The 26,049-nt window shown below is 41.3% G+C and carries 21 protein-coding genes; 8 read left to right on the top strand and 13 right to left on the bottom strand.

Annotated features, from left to right (window positions below):
* Positions 1–851 precede the first annotated feature (851 nt).
* Entirely contained in the window at positions 852–2,141 is a 1,290-nt protein-coding gene (locus RCG24_RS17110; protein WP_308077545.1) for a globin-coupled sensor protein, read from the top strand.
* 407 nt (positions 2,142–2,548) lie between these two features.
* Here the strand turns inward: RCG24_RS17110 and RCG24_RS17105 are convergent, their stop codons facing one another.
* The gene (locus tag RCG24_RS17105) at positions 2,549–2,809 is read right to left on the bottom strand and encodes a hypothetical protein (protein ID WP_308077544.1); all 261 of its coding nucleotides are present in this window, start codon (positions 2,807–2,809) and stop codon (positions 2,549–2,551) included.
* A gap of 140 nt (positions 2,810–2,949) precedes the next feature.
* On the opposite strand from RCG24_RS17105, the gene RCG24_RS17100 reads away from it, so the two are divergent.
* Positions 2,950–3,531, top strand: a complete 582-nt coding sequence (locus RCG24_RS17100) for a TetR/AcrR family transcriptional regulator (protein ID WP_308077543.1) — start codon at positions 2,950–2,952, stop codon at positions 3,529–3,531.
* Positions 3,531–4,757, top strand: coding sequence for an MFS transporter (locus RCG24_RS17095; protein WP_368857096.1), 1,227 nt, complete (start codon positions 3,531–3,533; stop codon positions 4,755–4,757). The genes RCG24_RS17100 and RCG24_RS17095 overlap by 1 nt, the downstream gene beginning before the upstream one ends.
* 227 nt (positions 4,758–4,984) lie before the next feature.
* Here RCG24_RS17095 and RCG24_RS17090 read toward each other — a convergent pair whose 3' ends face one another.
* Positions 4,985–6,550 carry a YfcC family protein gene (locus RCG24_RS17090; RefSeq protein ID WP_202654654.1) on the bottom strand — a complete coding sequence of 522 codons (1,566 nt, stop codon included), beginning with the start codon at positions 6,548–6,550 and terminating at the stop codon, positions 4,985–4,987.
* A 126-nt stretch (positions 6,551–6,676) separates the two neighbouring features.
* On the opposite strand from RCG24_RS17090, the gene RCG24_RS17085 reads away from it, so the two are divergent.
* Positions 6,677–8,035, top strand: a complete 1,359-nt coding sequence (locus tag RCG24_RS17085; protein WP_308077542.1) for an ATP-binding protein — start codon at positions 6,677–6,679, stop codon at positions 8,033–8,035.
* On the top strand, positions 8,032–8,874 hold the full coding sequence (locus tag RCG24_RS17080) for a DNA-binding domain-containing protein (protein ID WP_308077541.1): 843 nt from the start codon (positions 8,032–8,034) through the stop codon (positions 8,872–8,874). Before RCG24_RS17085 ends, RCG24_RS17080 begins: the two co-directional genes overlap by 4 nt.
* 101 nt (positions 8,875–8,975) lie before the next feature.
* On the opposite strand, the gene arcC (RCG24_RS17075) is transcribed toward RCG24_RS17080, so the two are convergent.
* Together arcC (RCG24_RS17075) and argF are read right to left on the bottom strand one after the other, a co-directional pair.
* Positions 8,976–9,926, bottom strand: a complete 951-nt coding sequence (gene arcC / locus RCG24_RS17075; RefSeq protein WP_202654550.1) for a carbamate kinase — start codon at positions 9,924–9,926, stop codon at positions 8,976–8,978.
* Between the two features lie 138 nt (positions 9,927–10,064).
* A complete protein-coding gene (gene argF / locus RCG24_RS17070; protein WP_202654551.1) occupies positions 10,065–11,054 on the bottom strand; it encodes an ornithine carbamoyltransferase in 990 nt (329 codons plus the stop codon).
* Positions 11,055–11,594: 540 nt separating this feature from the next.
* Here argF and RCG24_RS17065 point away from each other — a divergent pair.
* On the top strand, positions 11,595–12,920 hold the full coding sequence (locus RCG24_RS17065; RefSeq protein WP_202654552.1) for a DNA adenine methylase: 1,326 nt from the start codon (positions 11,595–11,597) through the stop codon (positions 12,918–12,920).
* Positions 12,921–12,929: 9 nt separating this feature from the next.
* Positions 12,930–14,513, top strand: a complete 1,584-nt coding sequence (locus RCG24_RS17060; RefSeq protein WP_202654553.1) for a DNA adenine methylase — start codon at positions 12,930–12,932, stop codon at positions 14,511–14,513.
* Between the two features lie 38 nt (positions 14,514–14,551).
* Here RCG24_RS17060 and RCG24_RS17055 read toward each other — a convergent pair whose 3' ends face one another.
* The 5 genes from RCG24_RS17055 to RCG24_RS17035 form a co-directional block, all read right to left on the bottom strand.
* Positions 14,552–15,538 carry a hypothetical protein gene (locus RCG24_RS17055; RefSeq protein WP_202654554.1) on the bottom strand — a complete coding sequence of 329 codons (987 nt, stop codon included), beginning with the start codon at positions 15,536–15,538 and terminating at the stop codon, positions 14,552–14,554.
* Positions 15,535–16,905, bottom strand: coding sequence for a hypothetical protein (locus RCG24_RS17050; protein ID WP_202654555.1), 1,371 nt, complete (start codon positions 16,903–16,905; stop codon positions 15,535–15,537). The genes RCG24_RS17055 and RCG24_RS17050 overlap by 4 nt, the downstream gene beginning before the upstream one ends.
* Positions 16,906–16,922: 17 nt before the next feature.
* Positions 16,923–18,173, bottom strand: a complete 1,251-nt coding sequence (locus RCG24_RS17045) for an AAA family ATPase (protein WP_202654556.1) — start codon at positions 18,171–18,173, stop codon at positions 16,923–16,925.
* Positions 18,174–18,358: 185 nt separating this feature from the next.
* Positions 18,359–19,657 (bottom strand): APC family permease, encoded by a 1,299-nt coding sequence (locus RCG24_RS17040; protein WP_308079203.1) that lies wholly within the window; start codon positions 19,655–19,657, stop codon positions 18,359–18,361.
* A gap of 305 nt (positions 19,658–19,962) precedes the next feature.
* Entirely contained in the window at positions 19,963–20,709 is a 747-nt protein-coding gene (locus tag RCG24_RS17035) for a GntR family transcriptional regulator (protein WP_202654557.1), read from the bottom strand.
* A gap of 156 nt (positions 20,710–20,865) precedes the next feature.
* Here RCG24_RS17035 and RCG24_RS17030 point away from each other — a divergent pair, with 156 nt between their 5' ends.
* Positions 20,866–21,039: a hypothetical protein gene (locus tag RCG24_RS17030; protein ID WP_308077540.1), complete on the top strand. Its 174-nt coding sequence runs from the start codon at positions 20,866–20,868 to the stop codon at positions 21,037–21,039.
* On the opposite strand, the gene ptcA is transcribed toward RCG24_RS17030, so the two are convergent.
* The 4 genes from ptcA to RCG24_RS17010 form a co-directional block, all read right to left on the bottom strand.
* Complete coding sequence (gene ptcA / locus RCG24_RS17025) at positions 21,008–22,045, bottom strand: putrescine carbamoyltransferase (protein WP_308077539.1); 1,038 nt, start codon at positions 22,043–22,045, stop codon at positions 21,008–21,010. The genes RCG24_RS17030 and ptcA overlap by 32 nt on opposite strands.
* Positions 22,046–22,118: 73 nt before the next feature.
* Positions 22,119–23,066, bottom strand: coding sequence for a carbamate kinase (arcC, locus tag RCG24_RS17020; RefSeq protein ID WP_308077538.1), 948 nt, complete (start codon positions 23,064–23,066; stop codon positions 22,119–22,121).
* A gap of 87 nt (positions 23,067–23,153) precedes the next feature.
* Positions 23,154–24,293 carry an agmatine deiminase gene (gene aguA / locus RCG24_RS17015; RefSeq protein ID WP_202654560.1) on the bottom strand — a complete coding sequence of 380 codons (1,140 nt, stop codon included), beginning with the start codon at positions 24,291–24,293 and terminating at the stop codon, positions 23,154–23,156.
* Complete coding sequence (locus RCG24_RS17010; protein ID WP_202654561.1) at positions 24,277–25,680, bottom strand: APC family permease; 1,404 nt, start codon at positions 25,678–25,680, stop codon at positions 24,277–24,279. Before RCG24_RS17010 ends, aguA begins: the two co-directional genes overlap by 17 nt.
* Between the last annotated feature and the right edge of the window lie 369 nt (positions 25,681–26,049).

Raw genomic sequence — 26,049 nt, 5'->3', positions numbered from 1 at the left:
TTTAATACCGGGGAAAATTCCACATTATGTCTTCTACTTGACTGAAACTATGATTATATCCATTGTTCGGGCACCTAGCCTACTTCTAAGCGACCGAAACTATCATTATATCTACTGTTCGGGCACCTAGACCGCCTCTAAGCGACCGAAACTATCATTATGTCCACTGTTCGGGCAGCTAGACTGCCTCTACTTGACTGAAACTATGATTATATCCATTGTTCGGGCACCTAGACTACTTCTAAGCGACCGAAACTATCATTATGTCCACTGTTCGGGCACCTAGACTGCCTCTACTTGACCCAAACTTTGATTATATCTACTATTCGGGCACCTAGACTGCTTCTACTTGACCAAAACCATGATTATGTCTACTGTTCGGGCACCTAGACCGCCTCTACTTAACCGAAACTATGATTATATCTACTGTTCGGGCACCTAAACTGCTTCTACTTGACCCAAACTTTGATTATATCTACTATTCGGGCACCTAGACTGCCTCTAAGCGACCGAAACTGTGGAAATTTCAGCCGCATAAGTTCGAGGTCAGGCCGTCTCTATTAAACCCAATCATACAAAAGAGGCAATTCAAATGGTGTCAGGCACCTTTGGAATAGCCTCTTCGCCTTTTGGGTGAACGACAAGTCATGATTGTCTTGCTAAGGTATGTCGATCACCCCTGCTTAACAGCGGGAAAGGCTTTTTTCATCATTGCACACAAAAAAGTGACAATTTTTTGAAATTAACTAAATCAGTTTGATAAGGGCGTTTCTGTCGGATAATATAAATTTGTTGTCTTATTTTAAAAAAGATTAGGAATTTGGCAGAATACCATAGGGGGCATGCCGACAATGAATCATACTAAACAAGCTTCAAAGGTTTTCAGAGATCTTGAGCTGGTAAAAAAAGAAGTTGTACTGGATGTGGATGGATTTAAAGACCTTCCAAATCAATTAATGATCATTCAATTAAGCAAGCGGGATTTAGCCATTGCCAAAGTCATTCAGCCATTTTTCGAACAGCACATGGAAATGATTGTCAGCGAGTATTACACACAAATTCAAAAGGAAAAATCTTTAGAGCAGATTATTTGGAAAAATAGTACGGTTGATCGCCTGAAAGGAACGCTGAAAAAGCATCTTTACGAACTATTTTCAGGGGTCATTGATAGAAAATTTGTTACCCGGCGAAATCGGATTGCTCATATCCACCTCGTGATCGGGCTGCATACCAAATGGTACATGGCAGCTTTTCAAAGTCTGTTTCAATCCTTTGCAGAAATATTGCAACAAAATATTGAAGACAAAGATGAACTGATGGAGGCCATCAACGTCGTGTCCAAACTGCTTAACCTTGAGCAGCAGCTGGTGTTGGAAGCTTATCAAGAAGAGATGGAACGAATGAAGCGGGAAGAACAAGAGAAGAAACAAATTCGGGAACGGGTATTAACAACTGTTGAAAACTTATCCTCTTTTGTTCAGCATACGAACGCCTCGGTAACTTCTTTAACCGAAAAGACGACTCATTTGGTGAAGCTGGCGACATCAGGGGTATCATCGGCAAATCAAGTCCAAGAAAAGTCGGTCCAAGGAAAAACAGAAATTGATGATCAACAAATAGCCATGACCAATATTTTAGTCAATACCAATGCGATTACTGATGAAATCAAGATTTTGCAGGAAAATTCTCAAAAAATCACTGAAATCGTCCAGATTGTCAAGAAAATTGCCGACCAAACCAACCTATTGGCCTTAAATGCTGCCATCGAATCAGCCAGAGCCGGCGATCAAGGGAGAGGATTCGCGGTCGTTGCCAATGAGGTAAAAAAATTGGCAGAGCGAACGAAAGCTTCTGTTACCGATGTGAACGAATTAATTCACAAAAATCATACTCAGGTTGAAAAATTAACCACCATGATTGTCCAGGTAAATAATTTAATTCAAGCTGGCTCCAAAAAAATGAACGACATTGCTTCATTCTTCACCAAAATTGTCGACGAGGTGGAAGGCAGCAAGACACAAAGCAAAGATATCGAAACCGAGCTAGAATCATTTGCTTACTATTTTGGCGAAATCAATCAGGCCATAAGCCAACTTTCCGAAACAACAAGCAGTTTAGCGCAAATCGTTCATGACCTATAAGGCTCATACAGCATGATACGTGAAATTTGAGTGCAAAAAAGGGGTTAGCTTAAATCGTTTAGACCATGTAATTATTAGTTAGGATCAAGATTTGTCTTTTCCACTTTTGTGATACCTAGCGAGTAATAAAAAAAGACATTTCGGCCTTTGAAGACCAATTAAATGTCCTTCATCCTCGCTATGAAGGACATTTCGGCCTTTAAAAACCAGTTATGTGTCCTTCATCCTTGTTATGAAGGACATTTCGGCCTTTGAAGACCAATTAAATGTCCTTCATCCTCGCTATGAAGGACATTTCGGCCTTTAAAGACCAGTTATGTGTCCTTCATCCTTGATATGAAGGACATTTCGGCCTTTGAAAACCAGTTATGTGTCCTTCATCCTTGTTATGAAGGACATTTCGGCCTTTAAAAACCAGTTATGTGTCCTTCATCCTTGTTATGAAGAACATTTCTGCTTTCAATTGGCGATATCCACTCTCCTATTGGCGTTTGACGCTTTCCAATTGGCGATATCCACTCTCCTATTGGCGTCTGACGCTTTCCAATTGGCGATAACCACATTCCTATTGGCGTGTGGCCAGCTTCTATTGGCGATAACCACATTCCTATTGGCGTGTGGCCAGCTTCTATTGGCGATAACCCTACTCCTATTGTAGCCTGCCCCATTTGGCGGATAGCTTACCTTAATTAGCGGATCCCCTCCACTTTCAAACGGCTACTTAATTGCCCAATACTAAAAATTTGCCATTACCCATTATTTTTGCTACAATAACTGACGAACGTTCGTTAAATTTGAGGTGTTATGATTGAAGAGTGAGGAAATTAAAGAAGCTGCATTAAAATATTTTACATTGCATGGTTATGAAGGGGCGTCCCTTGCGCAAATCGCTGAGGAAGTCGGGATGAAAAAGCAATCGATTTACGCCCATTTTAAGGGTAAGGATGATCTTTTTCTGCAGGTTTTGCGTGATGCCAAGGAGACGGAACTGTCTACCAAGCTCCAATATTTTGGTAATGTTGATGCACAACATCCGGAAACAGATTTATATGGATTTCTCCAATTAATTATTCATTTTTTTCAACGAAATGAGCAGTTGAAGTTTTGGCTGCGGATGACTTTTTTTCCGCCGGCACATCTGGAGGAAGAAATTGAGAAAGAAGTCCTCGATATCGAAGAGCAGGTGCAGGCAGTCCTGGAGAGTAAATTTCAAGATTGGCTCGATGCCGGAGCAGTAGTCGGAGATACGGCAAGAACCCTGACTTATGCCTTCCTCGGCGTAGTCGATTCGATTATGCTGGAGCTTGTCTACGGTAATGACGAGAACCGGCTGACGGAAAAATTAGAAGCCTCTTGGGCCGTTTTTTGGCGGGGCATTTCCCAGCGTTAATTTTTACACAAAAGAGGTGTTGTATGAAAAAGACAATAAAAGAACAAAAGATGGTTTTTATCATTCTTCTAAGCAATATATTCATTGCCTTTCTAGGGATTGGCCTGATTGTCCCGGTGATGCCGTCGTTTATGAATATTATGCATTTGTCAGGGAGCACCATGGGCTATCTCGTTGCCGTCTTTTCGGTGGCACAGCTGCTGATATCGCCGCTCGCGGGTCGCTGGGTTGACCGTTACGGCAGAAAAATGATGATCCTGATCGGCTTATTTCTTTTTGGAGCTTCAGAGCTTCTCTTTGGTTTAGGTAATACTGTGTGGGTGCTTTATTTTTCAAGGGTAGTTGGAGGGTTTAGCGCTGCCTTTATTATGCCGGGGGTAACTGCCTATGTGGCGGATATTACCTCCCTTCACGAACGGCCGAAAGCAATGGGCTATCTTTCAGCTGCCATTAGCACCGGCTTTATTATCGGGCCTGGTATCGGCGGGTTTATCGCGGAATACGGGGTGCGCGTGCCCTTCTTCTTTGCGGCGGTGATTGCCTTTTTCGCCTGTTTCTTATCGATCTTTATTTTGAAAGAGCCGCTGACAAAAGAGCAGCTTGCGGAAATTTCGGCGACCGCAAAACAAACCAATTTTTTGAAGGATATCAAACGGTCCCTTCACCCGCTTTACCTTATTGCGTTTATGATTGTCTTTGTGCTGGCGATTGGGCTATCATCCTATGAAACTATTTTTAGCCTGTTTTCCGCCGAAAAGTTCGGCTTTACCCCTAAAGATATCGCTGCTATTGTGACGATCAGCTCGATCTTCGGGGTGGTCGTGCAGGTGTTTATGTTTGGGCAAATGGTCGACCTGCTTGGTGAAAAGAAGCTGATCCAAATTTGCTTAGTTATAGGGGTCATTTTGGCGGTTGTATCCACTGTGATCTCAGGTTTTTGGACTGTGCTGGCGGTAACAAGCTTTATTTTCCTCGCCTTTGATTTGATGCGGCCGGCATTGACGACCATTCTATCGAAAGCCGCCGGAAAAGAACAAGGATTTGTCGCCGGCATGAACTCAACCTACACGAGCTTAGGCAATATCGTCGGCCCGGCATTGGGCGGGATCTTGTTTGACATCAATATCCACTATCCTTATCTTTTTGCCGCTGTCGTTCTGGCCGTTGGTCTCAGTATTACGGTTATGTGGAAGGAAAAACTATTATCAGAGAGCTTGGCGGAATAATCACAGATATCTGGCTGTCTGCTAAAAAGAGGGGTAGCTCCCGCTGATCATAACGGGAGCTGCCCCTTCGCTTATTTTACGACGATCACATTTTATGTTGCTTTGACCAGGCTTTATTTCCGACAACTAATGTGACAACGACTACATTTTTAGAAACACTGACGTATTTTTGCAGAATATGCCAAGTCCAGACTAAAAGCTTAGAGAGAATAAGGAAGCTTTCAATTCTAGTAAATCAGCACTTGCAATACCAGCATTCCTCCACCAAAAACTAGAACAAAAAGGACAACTGGCCAAACGAATCTAAACCAATGAGAATACCTCATATTCAACATTTGTAAAGTTGCCATTACTAATCCAGTCGGTGCCAAGAAGAGCATAGCATACTGTCCAAATTGATAAGCAGTAACAACCACAAACCGCGGGATCCCCACCGTGTCAGCTAAAGGAGCAAGGATCGGCATCGAAAGAACAGCTAATCCAGAAGACGACGGAACAATAAATCCAAGAACAAAGAAGATCATTAACATAACCAGAATAAAAATTGGCCCACTTACATGCGAAACAAGAGAGGATGAAAATTGAAGGATCGTATCAGAAATCAAACCTTCATTCATCACGAGATTAATCCCTCGAGCAAGACCAATAATTAAGGAAACACCCACTAAACTCGATGCACCATTGACAAACGCATCGACTACACCTTTCTCGCCTATACCGTTTTTCCCTGTAGCCGTTAAGAACATAATGATAATAGCAAATACTAAGAATGAAGCAGCCATGGTAGGAAACCACCAGCCCGCAGCCATAACGCCCCATACCATAAGCGGGAATCCTGCGACAAACAATGTTAAAATCAATTTTTTACGCCCTGTAAACGCAGAATCTTGGTTGCCTTCAGAAGATGCTACAGACCACATTTTATTGAATTCATCACGGTCTTCATAAGAATAAGAGAACGTAGGATTCGCTTTCACTTTTTTAGAATACCAACGTAAATAAAGGACTACAAAAATCGTTGCGACAACTAACCCAGCAATTCGCCAAGTAAGACCTTCAGTGAAATTTATACCCGCAGCATTCGATGCAATGACCACGGAAAAAGGATTAATTGTAGAAAATGCGGTACCAACAGAACTTGCTAAGAATATGGCACCTACACAAACGATGGAATCATAGCCCATCGCTAAAAACACAGGAACTAAAATCGGATAAAATGCTACGGCTTCTTCCTCGATACCGCATAAAGTTCCACCTATAACCATTAAAATAGAGACGAAGAATATTAAGAGAAACTCATGTCCCTTCGTTTTTTTCGTCAAAGCTATAAGACCGGATTCAAACGAACCACTCGCCTTGACAACACCGATCAAGCCGCCTAAAACAAAAATAAATACCATAACATCAACAGCTTCAATTGTCCCGCGAACCATACTGTCTGTTATCGCTCCAGGGCCTGCAGGCTTTTGTTCTAATCTTTGATAGGTGTTTGGAACAGAGACTGGTTTCGTTATTGCTCCCGAAGTAAACTGTTTGATGTTAATCTTAACACCAAGTTTGTCAAGCTCTGCTTGCGTACTAGGGAGGCTTTTGACATCTCCATTAGGATCAGTAATTGTCAATTTAGAACTAGATGGATCATAAAATAACTTGGAATAAGACCCTGCTGGAATCGCCCATGTCGCGATTACAGCAACAATTGTTAAGAAAAACAGGATGACAAATGCTCCGGGCATTCTTAATTTAAACTTCTTTTTTGGACGCTTTTCTGTGCTGGAATCTACATTGTTCATAAAGTCATCTGTGTTTTTTGCAACGCTTACATTATTCATAAGGTCATCTCCTCTGCAGTATCGTCTAAAAGGTTTCGCAAATTGTTCATTGCTTGTTCCTCCTTTCACTTCTATAATCAAAGTGTATTGGGAGGCTTCAAAAAACCTCAAAAAGATTCGACAAGTTTTTATGAGGAGGGATTTTTTATTCCGTTTTTTTCTCGCAACATTAATCAAGATAAAATCAAGAGAATAAGCGTTGCTGCCACTTGTATTGCGTTAGCGGCACAAATTAATATACCGTTTTTTGTGGATGGCTTCATTTTGACCCTGGCCGTCATCTTATTACCCGTTTTTTTATATTTTAATGATGATCTCAATCCGATCCCATTAACACTTGGAATTGCATTTGCTTCACCTTTTTTCCGAGGACTTCTGCTTTTTATAACCAATAATTATGCCATCGAAACAATTGCACAGTATATATTTACCGATATTGCTTTTTATATTTGTTACGGATGTATGTACTATTTTTTATACTGGCATCGTGCCTATCGCAATGATAGTTCTTTCTTTTTTACTATTGTGCTCTGTGATTATGTTTCTAATATTTTGGAAGTTAGTCTGCTGTTGAATTTTTCAAATTACAGTCTCCATTTATTTAAAATCTTGTTTTTAGTAGCGTTGCTACGCAGTCTTATTAGCTGCTTTATTGCCTTTTTGTATCATTACTTTACGCTTATGATTCGAAAAAAGAGTCATGAGCAGCGGTATTATAACTTTTTATGGTCAGTTTCGGCCGTTAAAAGTGAAGTATATTTTATGAATAAGAATATTAACGAAATTGAAAGAATCATGAAAAATGCTTATTTACTCAATAAAGAGCTTTGTATTGAAAACCCTTCCAGCAAAAATGGAAGTATTGCGTTAGATATTGCCAGAGATGTACATGAAGTAAAGAAAGATTATCAAAACGTGATCAAAGGGCTGGGGAGTTATTTTGAAGTAGAAAATGACTCATTTATGCGTTTAAGCGACATCCTAAAAATCGTCCTAATGCATTCACGCAGTCTTATTAGAGAAAGAGAACTGGATATTTTGATTACGGTCAAGAACCAAATTGACCTGCAAATAAATAATCATTACTACTTGGTTTCGATCTTGTCGAATATTATTGCCAATAGCATTGATGCAATCGGAAATCAACATGGAGGCTCTATCACCGTGATTGTCAAGGATCAGGGAGAGCAGTTGCTGATAAGTATTGCTGACAACGGTCCTGGTATTCCTTCAGAGATTAAAGATATGATCTTTCAACCGGGTTTTTCTACTAAATTTAATCAACGTACGGGAGATGTTTATCGGGGGATTGGCTTGTCACACGTTAAAATTATTGTGGCAGAACAATTCGGCGGGAATATAGAAGTTGTGTCTGAAGAAGGAAAAGGAACGATTTTCTTTTTAACGTTGAGCAAGGAAAAACTAACGATGGAGGAACAGTCATGAATTTTTATATTATTGACGATGATCTTGCAGTCACGATGATCTTGCGAAGAATCGTGGAAGAAGACATGAGCAATCGGGTAGTTGGAGCATCGGTATCGCCTAAAGACGCCTTAAATGAACTGATGTTACTCGATGTTGATATTGTATTAGTCGATTTGTTGATGCCCGAACTAAACGGGATTGCCTTAGTGGAGGCACTTGGCAAAACCAAACCCGAGTTGAAATTTATTATGATTTCACAAGTACGAGATAGTGAATTGCGAGAAGATGCTTATAAAGCTGGAATCGAATTTTTTATCGATAAACCCATCAATATTATTGAAGTCCGGACCATCGTTGATCGCGTAAAACAAAGTATTTTGATGGAACAAAAACTGAAAAAAATTCAAAACTTATTAGGATCCTCTTCAGAAAGCTTTACAGATTTACATTCAAATCATTTTAATGAAACAAAAAAGAAGGTACGATCTATTCTGGGGTTTTTAGGAATAACTTCGGAAGCGGGTTCGGCTGATATCTTAAATATTTGCCAAGTGATGATCGAACAAAATATCTCTTTTAACTCGATCAATTTCGATCAACATTTTGCTCTAGACCCTCATGAAAAGAAAATTATTTTTCAGCGGGTTAGACGAGCGATAAAAAAGGGTATGGTAAATCTTGCTAATCTGTGCCAGGATGATTTTGAAAATGAATTAACGATGGAGTATGCTAACACGCTCTATGGGTATAAGGATATCCACAAAGAGATTCTCTTCTTGCAAGGAAAATCATCAACCGGAGGCAAAGTGTCTCTCAAGCAATTTTTTGATGGCTTAGTCATGCAAGCCAATAATTAATTATAGTTAATGGAGATTTATTGAGAAAAAGTGTAGATATTGCCATAATGAATGTAGATACCCCGAACAGGGCACCCACAACAGCGGGTGCCCTTCCTTCATTATTGTATAATGACGGTTCCGGTTTTTCCTTGGAGTGCGTCTTTTGCTTTGTTAAGTGAAGTGACAATTGACTTTCTACCCATTTTGGATTTTGCAAATTGCATCGCTGCTTTTACTTTTGGTAACATCGAGCCAGGGGCAAAATGTCCTTCTTCAATATACTTGTGTGCTTCTTCTAATGTGATGCTAGCAAGGTTCTTTTGGTTCGGTTTGTTAAAGTTAATGGCAATTTGTTCTACCGCTGTTAAGATGACCAGTTCGTCGGCATCAAGCAGTTCGGCAAGTTTTTCAGATGCTAAGTCTTTATCGATAACCGCAGCTACGCCTTCGAGGGTGCCATCTTCTTTTTCAATGACAGGCACACCGCCGCCGCCAACGGTGATGACCACATGGCCGGCATCTACCATTGTTTTAATAATCTTTTCTTCTACCACCGCAATTGGGGCTGGGGAGGCCACTACTCTTCGATAGCCGCGGCCGGCATCTTCCTTCATCACATAGCCTTTTTCTTCTTGAAGCTTCATAGCTTGTTCTTGTGAAAAGAAGGAACCAACAGGTTTGGTAGGATTTTTAAACCCAGGGTCGTTAGGATCTACAACCACTTGAGTGATGATCGAGGCCACGTCGCGTTGGATGCCTCTTGCCCTCATTTCTTCCCTGATTGCCTGTTGCAGGTGATAGCCAATATAGCCTTCACTCATGGCACCGCACTCTGGAAATGGCATCACCGGTTTGCCGTCATCGATTGTGTTGGCCGCTTCGTACGTTGCCACGATCTGACCTACTTGCGGGCCGTTTCCATGGGCAACAATGACTTCATGTCCTTCCTCGATTAAATCAACAATTGGTTTTGCTGTTTCTTTACAAGTGAAAAGCTGTGCTTCCGCTGATGTATCTTTTGGATTGGCCTGAAGCGCATTTCCTCCAAGCGCTATTACAATTCTTGACATATTTCGACTCCTCTTTCTATCAATCTTCTGCAAATTGGGCATAATATAAAGGCTGGCGGATAAACCCCAACCTTTATATTAAAATTCTAAAATTATACAGTTACTGCTCTGGCAGTCTTCATTGTGCATAATCTTAAATTATAGAGTTGCCACCATAACTGCTTTAATGGTGTGCATTCTGTTTTCTGCTTCATCGAAGACAACGGAGTGTTTGCCTCTGAATACTTCATCGGTTACTTCTCTGATATCAAGACCCATTGTGTCTTTTCCATTCTTGGCTACCTTCGTTTCGAAGTCATGGAAGGATGGTAAGCAGTGCATGAAGATCACATCTGGGTTTTCAGTTGCCTCGATCATATCCTCGTTCACTCTGAATGGAGTAAGAAGCTCTACACGCTGAGCGAGCTGGTCTTCTTCGCCCATTGATGCCCAAATATCAGTGTAGAGAACGTCTGCGCCTTTAATCGCTTCAATGTTGTCAGATACTTCAATGATGGCGCCAGTTTCTTTGGCAACGATCTGAGCCTTTTCGATGATTTCTGGTGATGGGTGCAATTCCTTTGGTCCGTAGGCCACAAAGTGCATGCCCATTTTGGCACAGCCATACATCCAGGCATAGGCCATATTGTTTCGGGTATCCCCCACAAAGACTACTTTTGTCTTGTTTAATGGTTTTGCCACATGTTCTTCGATGGTCAGCATGTCTGCTAGGATTTGTGTTGGGTGATCCACATCGGTTAAACCATTCCATACCGGAACTCCTGAGTGTTTGGCTAAATCCTCGACTACCTTTTGGTCATAGCCGCGGTATTCAATGCCATCATAGAAACGGCCAAGAACCTTTGCTGTATCTTCAAGCGATTCCTTTTTCCCCATTTGGGAGCTGTTGGAATCAAGGAATGTAACACGTGCGCCTTCATCCAATGCGGCCACTTCGAAGGCACATCTTGTTCTGGTTGATGTCTTTTCAAATAACAGCACAATATTTTTCCCTCTGAGGACATCATTGTAAATTCCGGCACGTTTCTTTGCTTTTAAATCATGTGACAAATCAAGCAGATATCTGATTTCCTCCGGTGTGAAATCCATTAAGGTTAAGAAACTTTTTCCTTTTAAATTTACTGGCATTGTAAAAATTCCTCCTCTAGATCCATAGATATATATTTTAACCATGCAGATTTACATGGGTATTACACAATTTAGAAACGTCCCATATGCTCCGTCAGTATCATAATGAGAGTTAGAAACCAGCAAATCTCTCGTCATAGCTTTCTTTTGCGCGTTAGCGTATGTTTCCTTCGTAACGGCTAATTTTTACAGAATACAAGGCACAGAGAAAATATGGAACCAAATCTCATTTCCTGACTTTATAATAAATGGCCGTTTCAAAAACAATCACAAATCATCAAATATCATCATCCAGAATTGATAAATTCAAAGTTTTGCCACATTTTTAAAACACACATATTCAGGAAAATATATGGACAATTGGATAAAACTGTTTTCCGTTTCAAACGGTTTTTTTTTGCACAAATTTCCCCTATAATTAAAGTTTAGAGCGTTTCAAAACGTAACTAAACACGATTCTTTTTAAAATATATCTGCTGGTTTTCACTGGTTATCTGCATTTTTTCACCAGATATCTGCAATTTTTTGGAGGACAATAAGATGATTCATATACTTATCAGGTACTTGGGAATTAAAACGAAGCTGCTACATGAGATCGTCAACGTGATTGAAGAACTCACCCCGCCGGACAAGGCGGTTCTTGATTTATTCGCCGGTTCGAATGTCGTTGGACAGGCCTTAAAGGAAAAATTCATTGTTTACACGAATGATATCCAGGAATACAGCTATATAACCGCCAAAGCGCTAATTGAATATACGAGTATGAACGACCTGAACAGTCTCAATGACGACATCATTTTTACCAGCGAATTCTATCACGATAATAAACAGACGCTTCTAGAAATCTTTCAAACTCCGATTCAGTATGAACGGGAATTACTAGGAAGGCTGCATCAATACAATGATGCGGATTTCAATGATTTTATTGAGCTGTATAACCATTCTCCGTTTTACACCGATTACCAAAACAAGCATGCTTCATTTGCTGATTGTTTAAGCTATTTTACCGAAGCGCATATTGAAAAATATCAAACAAAGGCAGTTGTTTTTCCTTATATTCTATTTAGTACCTATTACGGCAATCCGTATTTCAGTTTGGAGCAGTGTATCGAAATCGACAGTATTCGCTATGCGATTGACCGGCTTTATGAAACGGGAAAAATTACCGCAAAGCAAAAAGATATTTATCTTTCGGCATTACTGTATGTACTCCACAATATTGTTTGCAGCGTCGGTGACCATTTCGCCCAGCCGCAAATCATTCAGGAAGCCACAGACCGCTCGCGGTTGAAGATTAACCTGCGGGAAAGGAAAAAAATTATCGGTAAAAAACGTTTGCTCGTGCAAACATTATTTAATGAGAAAATTACCGAAATCAAAATGTTTTTAACAAATGGCCGGATTGAAAATAAAGCGTTCAACGAAGACTATGCAGAGCTTCTCTCGGATAAAAACGCGCAAATTTTGGCCGAGATCGGCACCGTCTATATCGATCCACCTTATACGAACGCGCATTATTCGCGGTTTTATCACATTCCCGAAACACTGGTAAAATATGACTATCCTGATATCCAATTTAACGGACGTTATCGCACGGACCGCTATCAATCCAATTTTTGCATTAAAACGAAGGCGTATGAAGAATTCGACCAGATGCTGCAAAAATGCAGCTTTTATCGGTTAAATTGTGTGATCAGTTACTCCAATACGTCCCAGTGTATCCTGGAAATTGACGATATCATCGGAATTTGTCAAAAGCATTATCAACACGTCAACATCAACCAAGTGGATCATATGTACCGCAACTTTGGCCAAAAACCAAATAGGGTTACGGCGAAGGAATTTATTATATCCTGTCAAATATAGGTGGTTTTCATGAACAAATATATGGGAAACAAGGATCGGGTCCTTGATTCTATTTATAAGGAAATAGTTGAATTTACCGGCGGCGATTTTCAGACCCTTTTCGATGCCTTTGCCGGTACCAATAACGTCGGAAAATTTTTCAAACAAAAGGGTTATCGGATTATCGCTAATGATATTAATGATGTTTCCTTTGTATTGGGAAAAGCCTATATCGAAAATAATCAGTACCCGGCGTTTAAAGGATTGTTCAGTGATGTGAACGATGATTTTTACAGCTGCCGGCGGTTGAAGCAAGCCGTGGATTCCGCTGATTTCACCAGTTTGATGAATAAGCTTGTGGCCTTAAACAGCCAAGTTTTTCACCCGGAACATTTAACCGAAGACTATGATCGGATTGTGATGGTGTTAACCTATTTATCGTTTCTTGCCGATCGACGCGACTATTCCTCTGATGATGGGGCGGACTTCACGATAACCGAAGAGAATTTTATTTTTCGCAATTACTGTGAAGAGGGCGCCAATTCTGAGTATGTCAATCTTGTCACCTGGAAAAGCCTTAAGGCACAGGCAACTGCACTAAAAAAGCTAATTGCAAAGCTTGAGGCCGCGGGACCGGAAGAAAAGGCAAAAATCGAAAAAACTGTTGATGAAGTCACCGCCTATTTTGAATCGTTCGGGGAAAAGCCGTTTGCGATGGCTAAGTTTACCAATGGATTATCATTAATCGGCAGCTTATGCGAAAGTGAAATCGTGCAGCAAGACGCCTATGTGCATGCCAAGCTTGTCGGGATCTATGAAAAATTATTGAAGTTGAAAAACCGCAATAACCATATTGGCCGAAGGATGTTTTTCACAAAGGAACATGGTGAACGGATCGACCTGATTTTAAATATCATTCTGTATTGGTTCCGGAATCGGATTATTTCCGAACAGGAATACTATTATTTGCTTTGTTCTCTGCTGGAGTCGGTTGCCTTGTTTTCAAATACGAGTGCCACCTACCAGGCCTTTTACAAGACTTATCGGCCAAATACGCTGCAGGAATTTCGCTTGGTGATTCCGGAGGTGATTACAAGTGACAGAGAGCATCTTGTCTATCAGCAGGATACCTTCAATTTGATTGGAGAGATCGATGCTGCTTCCAGCGTCCTGTATCTTGACCCGCCATACAATTGGCGGCTGTATGATTCAAACTATCATTTATTAAATCTGATTGCTAAGTATCATACGATTCCTGATTTAACCGAATACGAAAAAGGAATTATTGGGGCGTCGGGGGAGTACCGCCTTGGGAAAGAGTATGATTATACCAATTATAATCGCCGGAGTACGTTCGAGGAGCTGTTATTCCAATTGGTGATGAAATCAAACTCAGACTATATTGCCATCAGCTATTCCAATAGTGAAAGCAATCATAATCGCGAGGCGATTGAAGACAGCATTCAAGTCATCAGTGACTTTTTTCAAAATCCAGCCCATTTCAGCGAGTTCAAGGTCGTCAATCTCAACCAAATTTACAACTTTGAAAGCCGGAAAAACCAGAAAAAGACACCGATCACTGAATTGCTTTTCCTTGCCAAGAAAAACAACTAAAAAAATGGTCAGGCACCTCGTTACGGCGCCTGACATTTTTATACAAAAGGAATCCCCGTCCCGATGGAAATGCTATGCAGAATTTCATTAAATTCCGGTTCGCTGAGTTCGTGGTAGAGAAATTCAGTTAAATCATGGATGGTGGCAGCTCCTGCGGCGGGCTTTTCCATTAGCCAATCCGGGTATAGATCCTTATCAACGGGAATATGATCGACAAATTCCTTCAGCAAATGATTAATATCCGTTTCTTGCTGCTGCAGCAGTTTTAATTGAAATGATTTAACGGTTTCTCTTAATAAAAAGCTTAAATAAAAGTAACGGGCCTCTTCCTTTAAGGCACTATATTGGAAGTTGCTGATTCTTTGGGCGATGGGTGAAGAAGTTCCGTCACTCAAAACATCATTAATAAAATCGGTAATATCCTCTTTTTTGGTTAATGATGTAAAATAGGCCTCATACAATTCCCTGTCCCCATATAGAATAATCGAAGTCAGCAGGGGATTGGTTGAAAAAACTTCCTTGGCATCAAACCCCGTCCGATGTTCAATATTTTTAACATACTTGGTTAGCCGAAATTTATGGGAGTAGGGCAATTTGCTAAAGATATCATGGAATCTAGCCATAATATAGGGCTGCTGACTGCCCGCTGACTTCAAATCACTTTCCCGCACTTTCAATAACAAAAGCCAGGTAAGAATATAAACATTCGGGCATTTTTTGTTATGAAAATAATCAATCGCCTTTTTGACAATATCACTTCTCGTCACATATTCCTGTTCAGTCTGGTGGTAGGGATTTTTAAATTTCACTTTATCTAAATGCTTATTTTTCTGTTTATCGGCCTCCACCGCTGCTGTTTTAGCATAGACATCCTCAATGTAGTTTAAGTAGGTGGAAAGCGTTTTGATATTGGTTGTAAAAATAAATGTCCGCTGGCCTTCCTCCACGGATGCCGACTTAAATCGTTTGATCCGCTCGGCATCGGCCTTCAGTCGATTGTATTCGGCAAACACAAAACTAGTCATTCTTGATCACCATCCAGATACATACTGAAACCATTTAGATAGCCGCTATCAATATTCGTTAAATTGCCCTCGGTTAATTGCAGGGACATCACCTTGATGCGAACATCATCCTTGTAATCCTTATGATAAAAATCCCGTTCGCCATATTGGTCAGGATTATGGGCCACTAAAATCGCTTTGAACTCGTCGTGGAATAAATTTTTAAAATTATCCCAAACATAGACTAAATGCGTAATTTCCGGCTTGATTGAGACAAAATCTGCTTCGATATCCCAGCTGCGATTTTTCGCGTCAATCAGGATGGGCGTGCCCAAGATCGCCGGCGGATTTTGCTGATCAGCCGGATCGATTCTGATGACGACGATATCCGGTATGGCATCGAGTGACCTTTCTCTCCCAGCCTGATCGACATAGGCCCATTTGATATCGGCATGTTGGATAAACCGTTTGCGATTCTGGAACCACACCTGATACGTTTCATGATCAGTATAGATTTCGACGGCCGGCAGGTTTTCCTTTCTCGCCTTAAATAACGGGTAAAATTTCAGCCCAGAGGCCTTTTTCACCCTATCGCCCAAAAACAAGGCGACCTTGTAAAACAGCCAAATTTCAAATAATCGATCATCAAATTTCTCATTAAACATCCGAAAGTCAATTTTATTGATCGGAAGCTTCGCCAGCCCTTTTAATGACAGCAAACTTTCATATAATTGGATCAGTTCATTGTAAATCGGATTGATGATTTTCCTGTTTCTGTAGCGCTTCCTCACTTTATGCTTCAACCTGATATAGGTATCTTTATGAGAAAAACTGACCTTATACCGTTGTTTTAGGACGAGCTGAAACTGGCGCAGCGTCTTTCCTAAGCTGATCGTCTCTTTAATGACAGCCGTTTCCTGATGAACATCGATTTGTTTTAAGCTGAATTCGATTAAGTGAAGTAAATTGGCGATAATCTTGGCAGTTATTTGGTATTCCGGCACCTGAAAGGTGGTCTGCATTTTTTTCAAAGGGTATTGTTTCTCGGGGTTCTTCACCAATTTGTTCAGCTGGATATACCTGTCGATATCCAGCTCGCCGCTCGATAAATCTTCTGCAAAAAAATGCACTTCCCGGCGATGCTGCCTCAGACTCTTGATGATTTTGTGGATCAGCTTGTTCGTCTTTTCCAAGTTTGCCACCAGGCATAATAAAAATAAGGAATAGTAAAACGCCTTATTCTCGTCGTCCGCTTCATCCGTTAGTAGACTTTTGGTGATATCGTCATAGTCCGTTTGATAATCACCCGCAGAGAAAAACGAGGCGACAAGATGTTGGGTTTCTTCAAAGATATTTCGTCTCGGGAAATAGTTCAGCTTATCTAACATTTTGCTTAACCCCAAAATTATATACTTTCAATTCTCTGTAGTTCGATGAAACTGTGCGGGTACCTATTTACGATCATTTTCACTTCGTCCAGCTTATCCGGTTCTTCCACTAACGCTTCACAGGCGGGAATCACCGTCATGCAGAGGGCCGCATCGATAACCTCAGTGAAAATGGCGGCCAGCAGATTGGCAAACTGCTGCTTTTTATCTTGATCGGTTATATTGTCCAATAATTGGCGATAGGTAGTATCGTTTTTCAGCAGCTTTTCCGACTCATCGGGATCGATCCCCAATAAGGAAATTTCACTGCTCATTAAGCCCCGTCGTATTTTAAAATAATGAAAGGCAATTTTATAGGCATCAATCAGGAATGATGTTCCGAGCGGAAGGTACACTCTAATATCATTAATGATTTGATTTAGTTTTGCCAGTACTTCTTCCTCAAAGTACTGGATCGATTCGTAGTCCGGGACTTCAATCAATTCCTCCGGTAGCTCGACATCCTGTAACGGACCTTTCTTGCTGGTAAGCAAATTAATGATTAAGGCATTTTCCTTCTGCCGATCTTCCGGCGGACCGATAAAAATCCATTTAAATCTCCTCGTTAAGGCTTCGGAAAGCTCGGATGTGAAGGTGCGGTCATACTTATTCATGCTGCAAATCATTCGAAAGCGATTCGGGATGATGATTTCATGAAGATATTGATTGAACCCTTTTTGGTAGGCTAGTTTTAACACTTTATTTTCCGAACCCAATGCCGTAAATAACGGTCCCAAGCAGGCATCCATATCCGTGCGGTTAAACTCATCAATGACGGTAAAGGTGGTGATATAATCCTCCGTCAGCAACATTTTCTGATAACAATCGATAATCCCATCGGTAATGACACCATTCGTGGGCACAATCAGTTCCTGATATCCTCCATCAGGCTTCTTTGCATATTGGATGTTCCGCCCGCCGATTACTTTTCCAACATTCCAGTCACTGCTTGCCGTGTTCATATCAGGGTAGGCTCGATACAGCAATTTCGGAATGATCTCTGAGAGCGTTGTCTTTCCTGTCCCCGGTGGGCCATAAAGAATGATATGAAACCCGGCATTTAACGCTGATATGAAACTAAGTAAACTAAAGTGATCGATTTCGATGTAGTCCTGTATTTTCTTAAATAAATCTGCCGGATTGTCATACAACCATTTATTGACCAATAATTTATTTTCCGCCAGTGCGTTTAATTCCTCTTTCGTGATCTCATTGATCGCATCGATCATTGTAAAACCTCCTCAAAAAACGGAAAACTGCTTACTCAATAATTGATTATACGTCAAATCCAGTCACTGGCAAAATTTACTTGCGGATAACCCTCGTTTACTTGCGCATAGCGCCATTTATCTTATGGATGCGACAACTTTACTTGCGCCCACAATCAATATACCTGCCGTATGCCGCCATTCCCTTAATTGTCGACAAATTCATATTCCGGCGGTTTCACCCTAAATCCTTTGGTGATCCACAGTAGAACTACAAACCCGATGACCAGCCAGGAAAATCCAAAAATAATCGCCAGCCGATCAAGGCTGAACCATAAATAAATCGTGAAGGCCAGGCCAATCAACGGGAACAGCCCATACCCAATAAAGCGTTTCCAACCTAACGTTGATTTATTTTTTAAATAATAAACAATAACGGACAGATTCACGAACGTAAATGCGGTAAAGGCGCCGAAATTAATCAGCGACGTAGCCGTAACAAGGTTTAAAAATAAGGCACTCAGCGCCAAAATGCCGATAAAGATAATATTATATACAGGTGTCTGCCTTTCTTTATGAATATAGCCAAACCATTTATTTGGCAGAACGCCATCCCGGCCCATGGCATACATCAAGCGTGAGGCACTTGTCTGCGCTGCTAAACCGGATGCAATTACCGACGTAAGGGCGCCGCTGGTAAAAATAGATTGAAACATGATGCCACCGATATGCTTGGCAATTTCCGGGGAGGCTCCGTTAATATTGCTCAATAGCGAAACATCCGGGTATAGATTTTGCATAAAAAAGGTGACCGTTATAAAAAAGATGCCGCCGATTAAGGCAATCAGAAAGATCGCCCGCGGAATCGTTTTCGTCGGGTTAATCGCTTCTTCAGCTAACGTGGTAACGGCATCAAAACCAAGAAACGATAACGCCAGAATGGAAGCACCGGAGAATAACAGGCGCAAGCTGATATCCTGGGAATAGAAAGGATTTACGGTAAAGCTGCCGCTACCTTCACCGCTTATAATGGCCCGGGCGGTTAAAATGATAAAAAGAACAGCGACCAAAAATTGAAAAATAACAAATAAGGTATTGGCCGAAACGGCTACTTTAATCCCGGCAATATTCATAACGGTAATGATGAACACAAAACTGACAATCCAAACCCAGACGGGAATATGGGGAAAACTTGCGGATAAATAAATCCCTGATAACAGGGCATTAATCATCGGTAAAAATAAATAATCTAACAAGGCCGACCAGCCAACGAGAAATCCCAGCTCCGAACTGATCGTTTTTTTTGCATACGTATAGGCAGAACCTGCTTCAGGAAATAGCCGCGCCATTTTCCCGTAGCTTAGTGCCGTGAATAATATTGCAATAGTTATTAAGACATACGAGGCAGGAACATGTCCATGTGTCTCAGCTGATACTACTCCAAAAGTATCGAAAACGGCAAAGGGTGACATATAGGCAAGGCCCAGAAATACAATCGCCATCATCCCCAATGACCGTTTCAATGTTCCCTGTGAAGAATTCAAGCTAATTCCTCCTTACTCAACATGGAAAAATGAATATTTCCTATTTAACTTCATTGTAGAATATTTTTCTTATAAAATATTTGTATTAATTGTGTCTTTATTTTGTAAAAATCCCCAATAAAAAAACCATACTATGGAGGTAATTTCCAAAGTCTGGTTTTAGCAAAAAGAACGGGTATAGCAGAAAAATGAATTTTGTGGGCATATAGAAGGCCGCTTTCTGTCCTCTAAAGCAGAAATACGGATTTTGAAGCCGCTTTCTTACCTTATAATTTCCTTCTGAATACCGAAAAATCAAATATAGCCGGATGAAAGTATTCCTGCGACAAAAGGACGGGCACATTGCTGGCTGTATAGCCCACTTCGTCCAAAAAGAGAAGGGCACGGCCGATCTCCACCTGAAAAATTTCAGCCAGTTTGGCATTAGCATTTACTGGTTTGACGTGGGACAGATCCGATTCAATTTGTTCCGAACACTTCTCCTTCATAAAATCAAAAATCGATCTCTCAAAATCTTGAACCTCATATGATACCTGGATAATTCGAAGCGGCAGCATATCCGTAATGTGAACCGCAGGCAAGCCGTCAGCATTGATGACACTTTCGACCTGAAGAATTTCTTCACCGGGGTCCACCTTTAGCCGGGCAGCAATATTTTCATCGGCGGATATTTTTTCAAAATGAATATTTCCAACCGAAGGCTTGTATCCTTTTTGAGCCAAAACCTCGAGTATCTCCTGATCGATATCAAGGCGGGCTCCTGCCTCCAGCACATGGGTATTAATAATCGTACCGATTCCTCGGCGGCGGCTGATAAAGCCCTTTGATTCCAAGTCGGCCAGAACATCTCTAATGACGGTTCTGCTTACCCCCAAGATTACAGCCAGTTCTGCTTCAGGGGGAAGCCGGTTTAGATTCTGCGAAGCGGAATGTTTGATGAGCTGCATGATAGCCCGCTTTACCTTTTGAAATAGCTGTTCATTGTCAACCTTGAAGAATATTTCTTTTTCCAATTTCATCAACCCTTTTATGATAGAGGTGTCCCCGGTTGCTTTTAAATCAAGCGCAGATATTATCTGCCACAGGTCAAAATCAAAGTAAACTTACCAATTCATCATATTAAAATTTATTTTCTGTTTCAAGCGTCATAACAAGAAATATTCTTCCCAATGAATAAACAAACAGCTTTAAAAAACCCCGATACGCCGTCAGTTGATCCGGATTTTTTAAAGCTGGAAGCTGTCGGTGTCAGGCACTATGGTGCGGTGCCTGACACCATTTATAGCAGCCTCGAACCTATCCACCTAAGACTTAGGAAAGAACTAATTCCTTATCTGTTTTAAAGGCTGCCTGTAATGCTTGTTCCAATTCAAATTTTGCTTCTGTTTCTTTTTCAATATCTTGTTTGCTCAAACCTAAGAAGTAAACAAGTAATCCTCGCATAGCTGTCAGTCTGTTTTCAGCTTCGTCAAATACTATTGAAAAATCAGAATCGATAACTTCATCCGTTACTTCCTCATTGCGAGTAGCAGGCAGGCAGTGCATGAATTTAGCACCTGGGTTTGCTTTTTTCATTAGATCCATGGTTACTTGATATTTTGGATAGAAGATTGACATTCTTTCTTCTTCTGATAATTCCGCTTCATATAGGCCATACCATACATCTGTATAAACAAAGTCGGCATCTTTCAGTGCTTCATCGGCATCTTCAGTGATTAAGAAGCTGCCGCCTGATACTTTGCAGTTTTCTTCCATAATCTTAATATGGTTTTCTCTTAATTGGAAACCTTTTGGTCCAAATTGGGCAAAACGCATTCCCATTTTCGTTGTAATAAAGCCAAGGGAAGCACAAACTTGTGTAGCATCGCCAACAAAGACAACCTTGCAGTCTTCTAACTTTTTGCCTTCCGGAAGATGCTCAATCATGGTGATAATGTCGCCCATTTCTTGGGTTGGGTGGTTATAGTCGGACATCCCGTTGATGACCGGAATCGTAGCATGTGTTGCTAAATCGACGACAGATTTATGTCTTTCAACACGGGCCATTAGGATATCTACTAATCTGGAAAGCACTCGGCTTGTATCTTCAATCGTTTCATGGCCGCCAAGTTGGATTTGACCTGGTGCTAAATATTGAGCATGGCCGCCAAGCTGTTCCATTGCTGTTTCAAACGATACACGTGTTCTAGTTGATGATTGTTGGAAAATCATCCCTAATGTTTTATTTTTCAGAAGCTGTGGATAATAGCCGGCTTTAATACATTTTTTAAGTGCAAGTGATAGATTAGCAATGTTCATTAATTCTTCCTTGGTAAAATCGTTCGTATCGATAAAGTCTTTTGCTGTCATGGTTTATTCCTCCTAAGTTTCAAAAACTATTTTTCTATTAGTAACGTATTTATAAGGATTTATGATTACAAAATCAGCCTACATTAGCTGTGATTAATGTTCCGGTGGAGCCTTTCATTGCCAGCGAGGCTTTTTCCAAAGAAGCAATCACGGCTTTTTTATTTTTGCCGCTTTGGGCAAATTGGATCGCTGCCTGCACTTTTGGCAACATACTTCCCGGAGCAAATTGTCCTTCTTCACAATATTTGATTGCTTCTTCAATTGTAAGCTGTGCCAGCTCTGTTTGATCTGGTTTGCCCCAGTTGATCGCCACTCTGTCAACCGCCGTTAAGATAAAGAGATAATCAGCGTCGACAAGCTCAGCTAATTTTGCCGAAGCAAAATCTTTATCAATAACAGCTGATACTCCTTGGTAATCGCCGTTTTCGTCCTTAATGACCGGTATACCACCTCCTCCACAGGCAATGACGATAAATTCCTGGTCAAGCAGGTTGACAATCGAATCACGTTCGACAATATCAATTGGTTTTGGCGATGGTACCATCTTGCGCCAGCCTCTGCCGGCATCTTCGGCATATACCTCGCCAGGATGGCTTTCCATTAAAGCCTTGGCAGTCTCCTCATCATAATAACTGCCGATTGGCTTGGTTGGATTGGCAAAAGCCGGGTCGTCTTGATCAACGACTACCTGTGTCACAATCGTTTCAACATGCCATGGCATCCCTTGTTTTCTCAGTTCTTTCTTAATCCCATTTTGCAAATGGAAGCCGATATATCCTTGACTCATGGCCGTACATTCTGGAAGATCCATTGGAGCCACTTTGCCGTCCAGCTGTGAAGATTTATCAAAAGCTAGTTGGATCATGCCCACCTGCGGGCCGTTGCCATGGCTCACAATGATTTCATGCCCATCTTTTATCAGATTGACCAGTGCATGGGCAGCATCATCGATGGCCCGTTTTTGCTCCGAAGGTGAATTTCCTAGTGCATTTCCACCGAGTGCAATAACAATTCTTGACATTCAGTTTTTACCTCTCTCTACTTCAATATAGCTTTTGGGAGTTCACATCCCATTTCATTTTCGAAATGGGACGTGAGACATCATTTATTATGCCAAAACCAATTCTTTCTCTTTCTTCACTCCTGCTGGGATTCCTGAAGGCTGCTGCTGGGTAATGCAGTGGATGTTGCCGCCGCCAAGCAGGATTTCACGCGCATAAACACCTACTACTTTATGTTCAGGATAGATTTCTCGAAACAATTCCAAGGCTTTCTCATCATTTGGATCGCCGAATAATGGAACGATAACGCCGCCGTTGGCCGTGTAATAGTTAGCATAAGAGGCTGCTAAGCGGTCGCCTTCAACACGCGGCAGGGTCCCGTCTACACTGTCTACCCCTTCGCTTTCTTCCTTAGTAATTAACACAGGAGATGGAACATACAATTTATGAACGATTAACTTGCGGCCTTTGGCGTCCGTTGTATTGGTTAAAATGTCATAACATTCTTTAGAAATTTCATATTGCGGGTCGTCTTTATCATCGGTCCACGCTAATACGACTTCTCCAGGGCGCACAAAATTACAGATATTATCAACATGGCCATTGGTCTCATCGAGATAAATCCCACGTTTCAGCCAAATTACTTTTTCCAGATTTAAATACTCTTTTAACGTATCTTCGATTTCTTGCTTCGTTAAATGAGGGTTACGTCCCGGGCTAAGCAGGCATTCTTCCGTGGTAATTAATGTGCCTTCGCCGTCAACATGGATCGAGCCACCCTCAAGGACAAAGTTATTTAAGCGATAACGGTCTATCCCTTCAATATCACAAACCTTTTCGGCTATGCGGTCATCCTCGTCCCAAGGAAAGTAAAGTCCATCAACAAATCCGCCCCAAGAGTTAAAGGCCCAGTCAACACCGCGGACATCGCCGGTTTCATCATTGACGACAAAGGTTGGTCCTACATCACGCATCCAAGAGTCGTTGGATGCCATTTCGACAACCCGGATATTTTCAGGAAGCATATGGCGGGCATTGACATATTGTTCCTTGCTGACGCACATGGTTACTGGCTCAAATTGGGCAATCGCCTTCGCCACTTCAACGAAAGCATGTTGTGCCGGTTTTGCGCCATAGCGCCAGTTATCAGGTCTCTCCGGCCAAATCATCCAACAGCCGTCATGATGCTCAAATTCACCAGGCATGCGATATCCATCTTTTTTTGGTGTGCTAAGCAATGTTCTCATCGTGTCCAACTCCTTGTTTATTTTTTTGTTTTATACTGTGATTTACAATTAATTCCCCGACAATGATGGAAATGATGGTGCCAATCATCAGAGGAAGTTTGAACATAATCTCGTCTTTACTTGCATTCAATGGTACGACGGTGAAAACAACCGAAACTATCAATAATACAAGCGGTACATAAGTAATGATCTTTAACATCGGGCCATTTGCTTTGACTTTGAAAGGACGTTCCCGATCAGGATCGATTTTCCGCAGTTTTAAGAATGAAGGGAACATCAAAATATAAGATGCCAGCAGTGTAACCAGGTTAAGGGCAAAGAAGCTCCAGAAAATATCCTCCAGTCCTAACTGGGTCATCAGCGGTGCAATTAAGACCAGCACCGATGCCACGATACCATTGACAATCGGAGCGCCAATAGGCATCTCAGTCTTTTCGTTTTTCCATTTAAAAATCTTCGGAAAACAGTTGTTTTCACTGGCATATAGGGCAACATAGTTGACCCCGTAAGCCCAGGAAATTAAGTTCGCCGCTAAGGTAAACAGGAACATCAAGCCGACAATTGTTACAAACCAGCCGCCTTTTGCACCAAGTAAAATCGTGAAGCTGTCGATTAAGCCGCTATCGGTTGTCAGTTTGTCAAATGGAATGGCAACCCCAACTCCGAATGCTGCCAAAATATAGAATACTGCAATCATTAAGCCGCCCAAGACCAGTGCTTTCGGTATATCCTTCTGCGGATCATTCATTTCACTTGACATTGCTGCGACTACTTCAAATCCGAGGAAGTTAAAGATAATAACCGAAATAAATGAAAGGCTGTTTATATCAAGTGAAGGCAACAGTGTTTTTGCGTTAAACGTATTAGCTACACCTTGTGTTACGGCGAAATAAATGCCGATTCCGCCCAGACTGATCATGATGAATACTTTGAATAATGCCGCTAAGTTCAAGATCCATTTGCTGTCACTGACGCGGAATAAACTGATAACGGTTACACCCCAAATAAATACCAATGAAATCATAATGGAACTGACTGTTCCGAATTCATAACCGCTAATTTGCGTAATGATGGTTGGAAATAATACGGCCAGTGATCCCATCCAGAGCGGATAGTTGATCCAATAATACCAGGCAACCCGGCCGCCATTCCTCGGGCCATATGCTCGTTTCACCCAATCAAAGATACCGCCTTCGTCATTGTAGGCCGTACCAAGCTCTGCCGAAACTAAACCATATGGTAAAAAGAAACCGAGTAACAGCAACGCCCACCAGAAAAATTGTGACGGCCCAATGGATGCGGCCGGTGCAACAGATTCAGCTACTAGAACAATTGTTACTGCAATCAGGACCGAGTCAAATAAACGAAGCTTTTTTTTATTTTCCATCGTTTTTACTCCTTATGCATTGGCTGACAAAATATCAAGCTATTAAATATCCGTTCCATTTAATCTTCTCCTTTCGTCAACCAAGCTAAATTTATTCCTTCAACATTCCTGCAGTAATGTTTACACCCTTATCTTAGTGCGGAATCAAGCACTTGGAAATAGATTTTGGGGCTTTAGAATCAAGGGCTCAATCCTTTAAAAAAGTTTCAATTGACGAAACAAATTCCCGTAAATCAGCGGGTTTTACCCCCATGTCAAAAACATGTTTCAAACCATGAAACATGTTTCATCGATCCAGGATGCAGCTAGTCATCTCGACAATCTTAAGGCAATAAAAAAAGGCCTCAAACTATGAAGTCATAATTTGAG

Origin of the sequence: Neobacillus sp. OS1-32 (assembly GCF_030915425.1) — a bacterium.
GTDB classification, from domain to species: Bacteria; Bacillota; Bacilli; order Bacillales; family Cytobacillaceae; genus Neobacillus; species Neobacillus paridis.
The sequence above is the reverse complement of the archived record's forward strand: the minus strand, read 5'-3'. Positions and strand labels throughout refer to the sequence as shown.

Coding starts and splice junctions, on each gene's coding strand:
- aguA (WP_202654560.1), bottom strand. CDS start 24,293: ATGAGAACATTGCTTAGCACACCAAAAAAAGATGGATATCGCATGCCT.
- RCG24_RS17055 (WP_202654554.1), bottom strand. CDS start 15,538: ATGACTAGTTTTGTGTTTGCCGAATACAATCGACTGAAGGCCGATGCC.
- RCG24_RS17045 (WP_202654556.1), bottom strand. CDS start 18,173: ATGATCGATGCGATCAATGAGATCACGAAAGAGGAATTAAACGCACTG.
- arcC (WP_308077538.1), bottom strand. CDS start 23,066: ATGTCAAGAATTGTTATTGCACTCGGTGGAAATGCACTAGGAAATTCA.
- RCG24_RS17040 (WP_308079203.1), bottom strand. CDS start 19,657: ATGATGGCGATTGTATTTCTGGGCCTTGCCTATATGTCACCCTTTGCC.
- arcC (WP_202654550.1), bottom strand. CDS start 9,926: ATGTCAAGAATTGTAATAGCGCTTGGAGGAAATGCGCTTCAGGCCAAT.
- ptcA (WP_308077539.1), bottom strand. CDS start 22,045: ATGACAGCAAAAGACTTTATCGATACGAACGATTTTACCAAGGAAGAA.
- RCG24_RS17080 (WP_308077541.1), top strand. CDS start 8,032: ATGAATTTTTATATTATTGACGATGATCTTGCAGTCACGATGATCTTG.
- RCG24_RS17065 (WP_202654552.1), top strand. CDS start 11,595: ATGATTCATATACTTATCAGGTACTTGGGAATTAAAACGAAGCTGCTA.
- RCG24_RS17030 (WP_308077540.1), top strand. CDS start 20,866: ATGAATAAACAAACAGCTTTAAAAAACCCCGATACGCCGTCAGTTGAT.
- RCG24_RS17105 (WP_308077544.1), bottom strand. CDS start 2,809: ATGGGGCAGGCTACAATAGGAGTAGGGTTATCGCCAATAGAAGCTGGC.
- argF (WP_202654551.1), bottom strand. CDS start 11,054: ATGCCAGTAAATTTAAAAGGAAAAAGTTTCTTAACCTTAATGGATTTC.
- RCG24_RS17060 (WP_202654553.1), top strand. CDS start 12,930: ATGAACAAATATATGGGAAACAAGGATCGGGTCCTTGATTCTATTTAT.
- RCG24_RS17110 (WP_308077545.1), top strand. CDS start 852: ATGAATCATACTAAACAAGCTTCAAAGGTTTTCAGAGATCTTGAGCTG.
- RCG24_RS17050 (WP_202654555.1), bottom strand. CDS start 16,905: ATGTTAGATAAGCTGAACTATTTCCCGAGACGAAATATCTTTGAAGAA.
- RCG24_RS17090 (WP_202654654.1), bottom strand. CDS start 6,550: ATGAACAATGTAGATTCCAGCACAGAAAAGCGTCCAAAAAAGAAGTTT.
- RCG24_RS17010 (WP_202654561.1), bottom strand. CDS start 25,680: ATGGAAAATAAAAAAAAGCTTCGTTTATTTGACTCGGTCCTGATTGCA.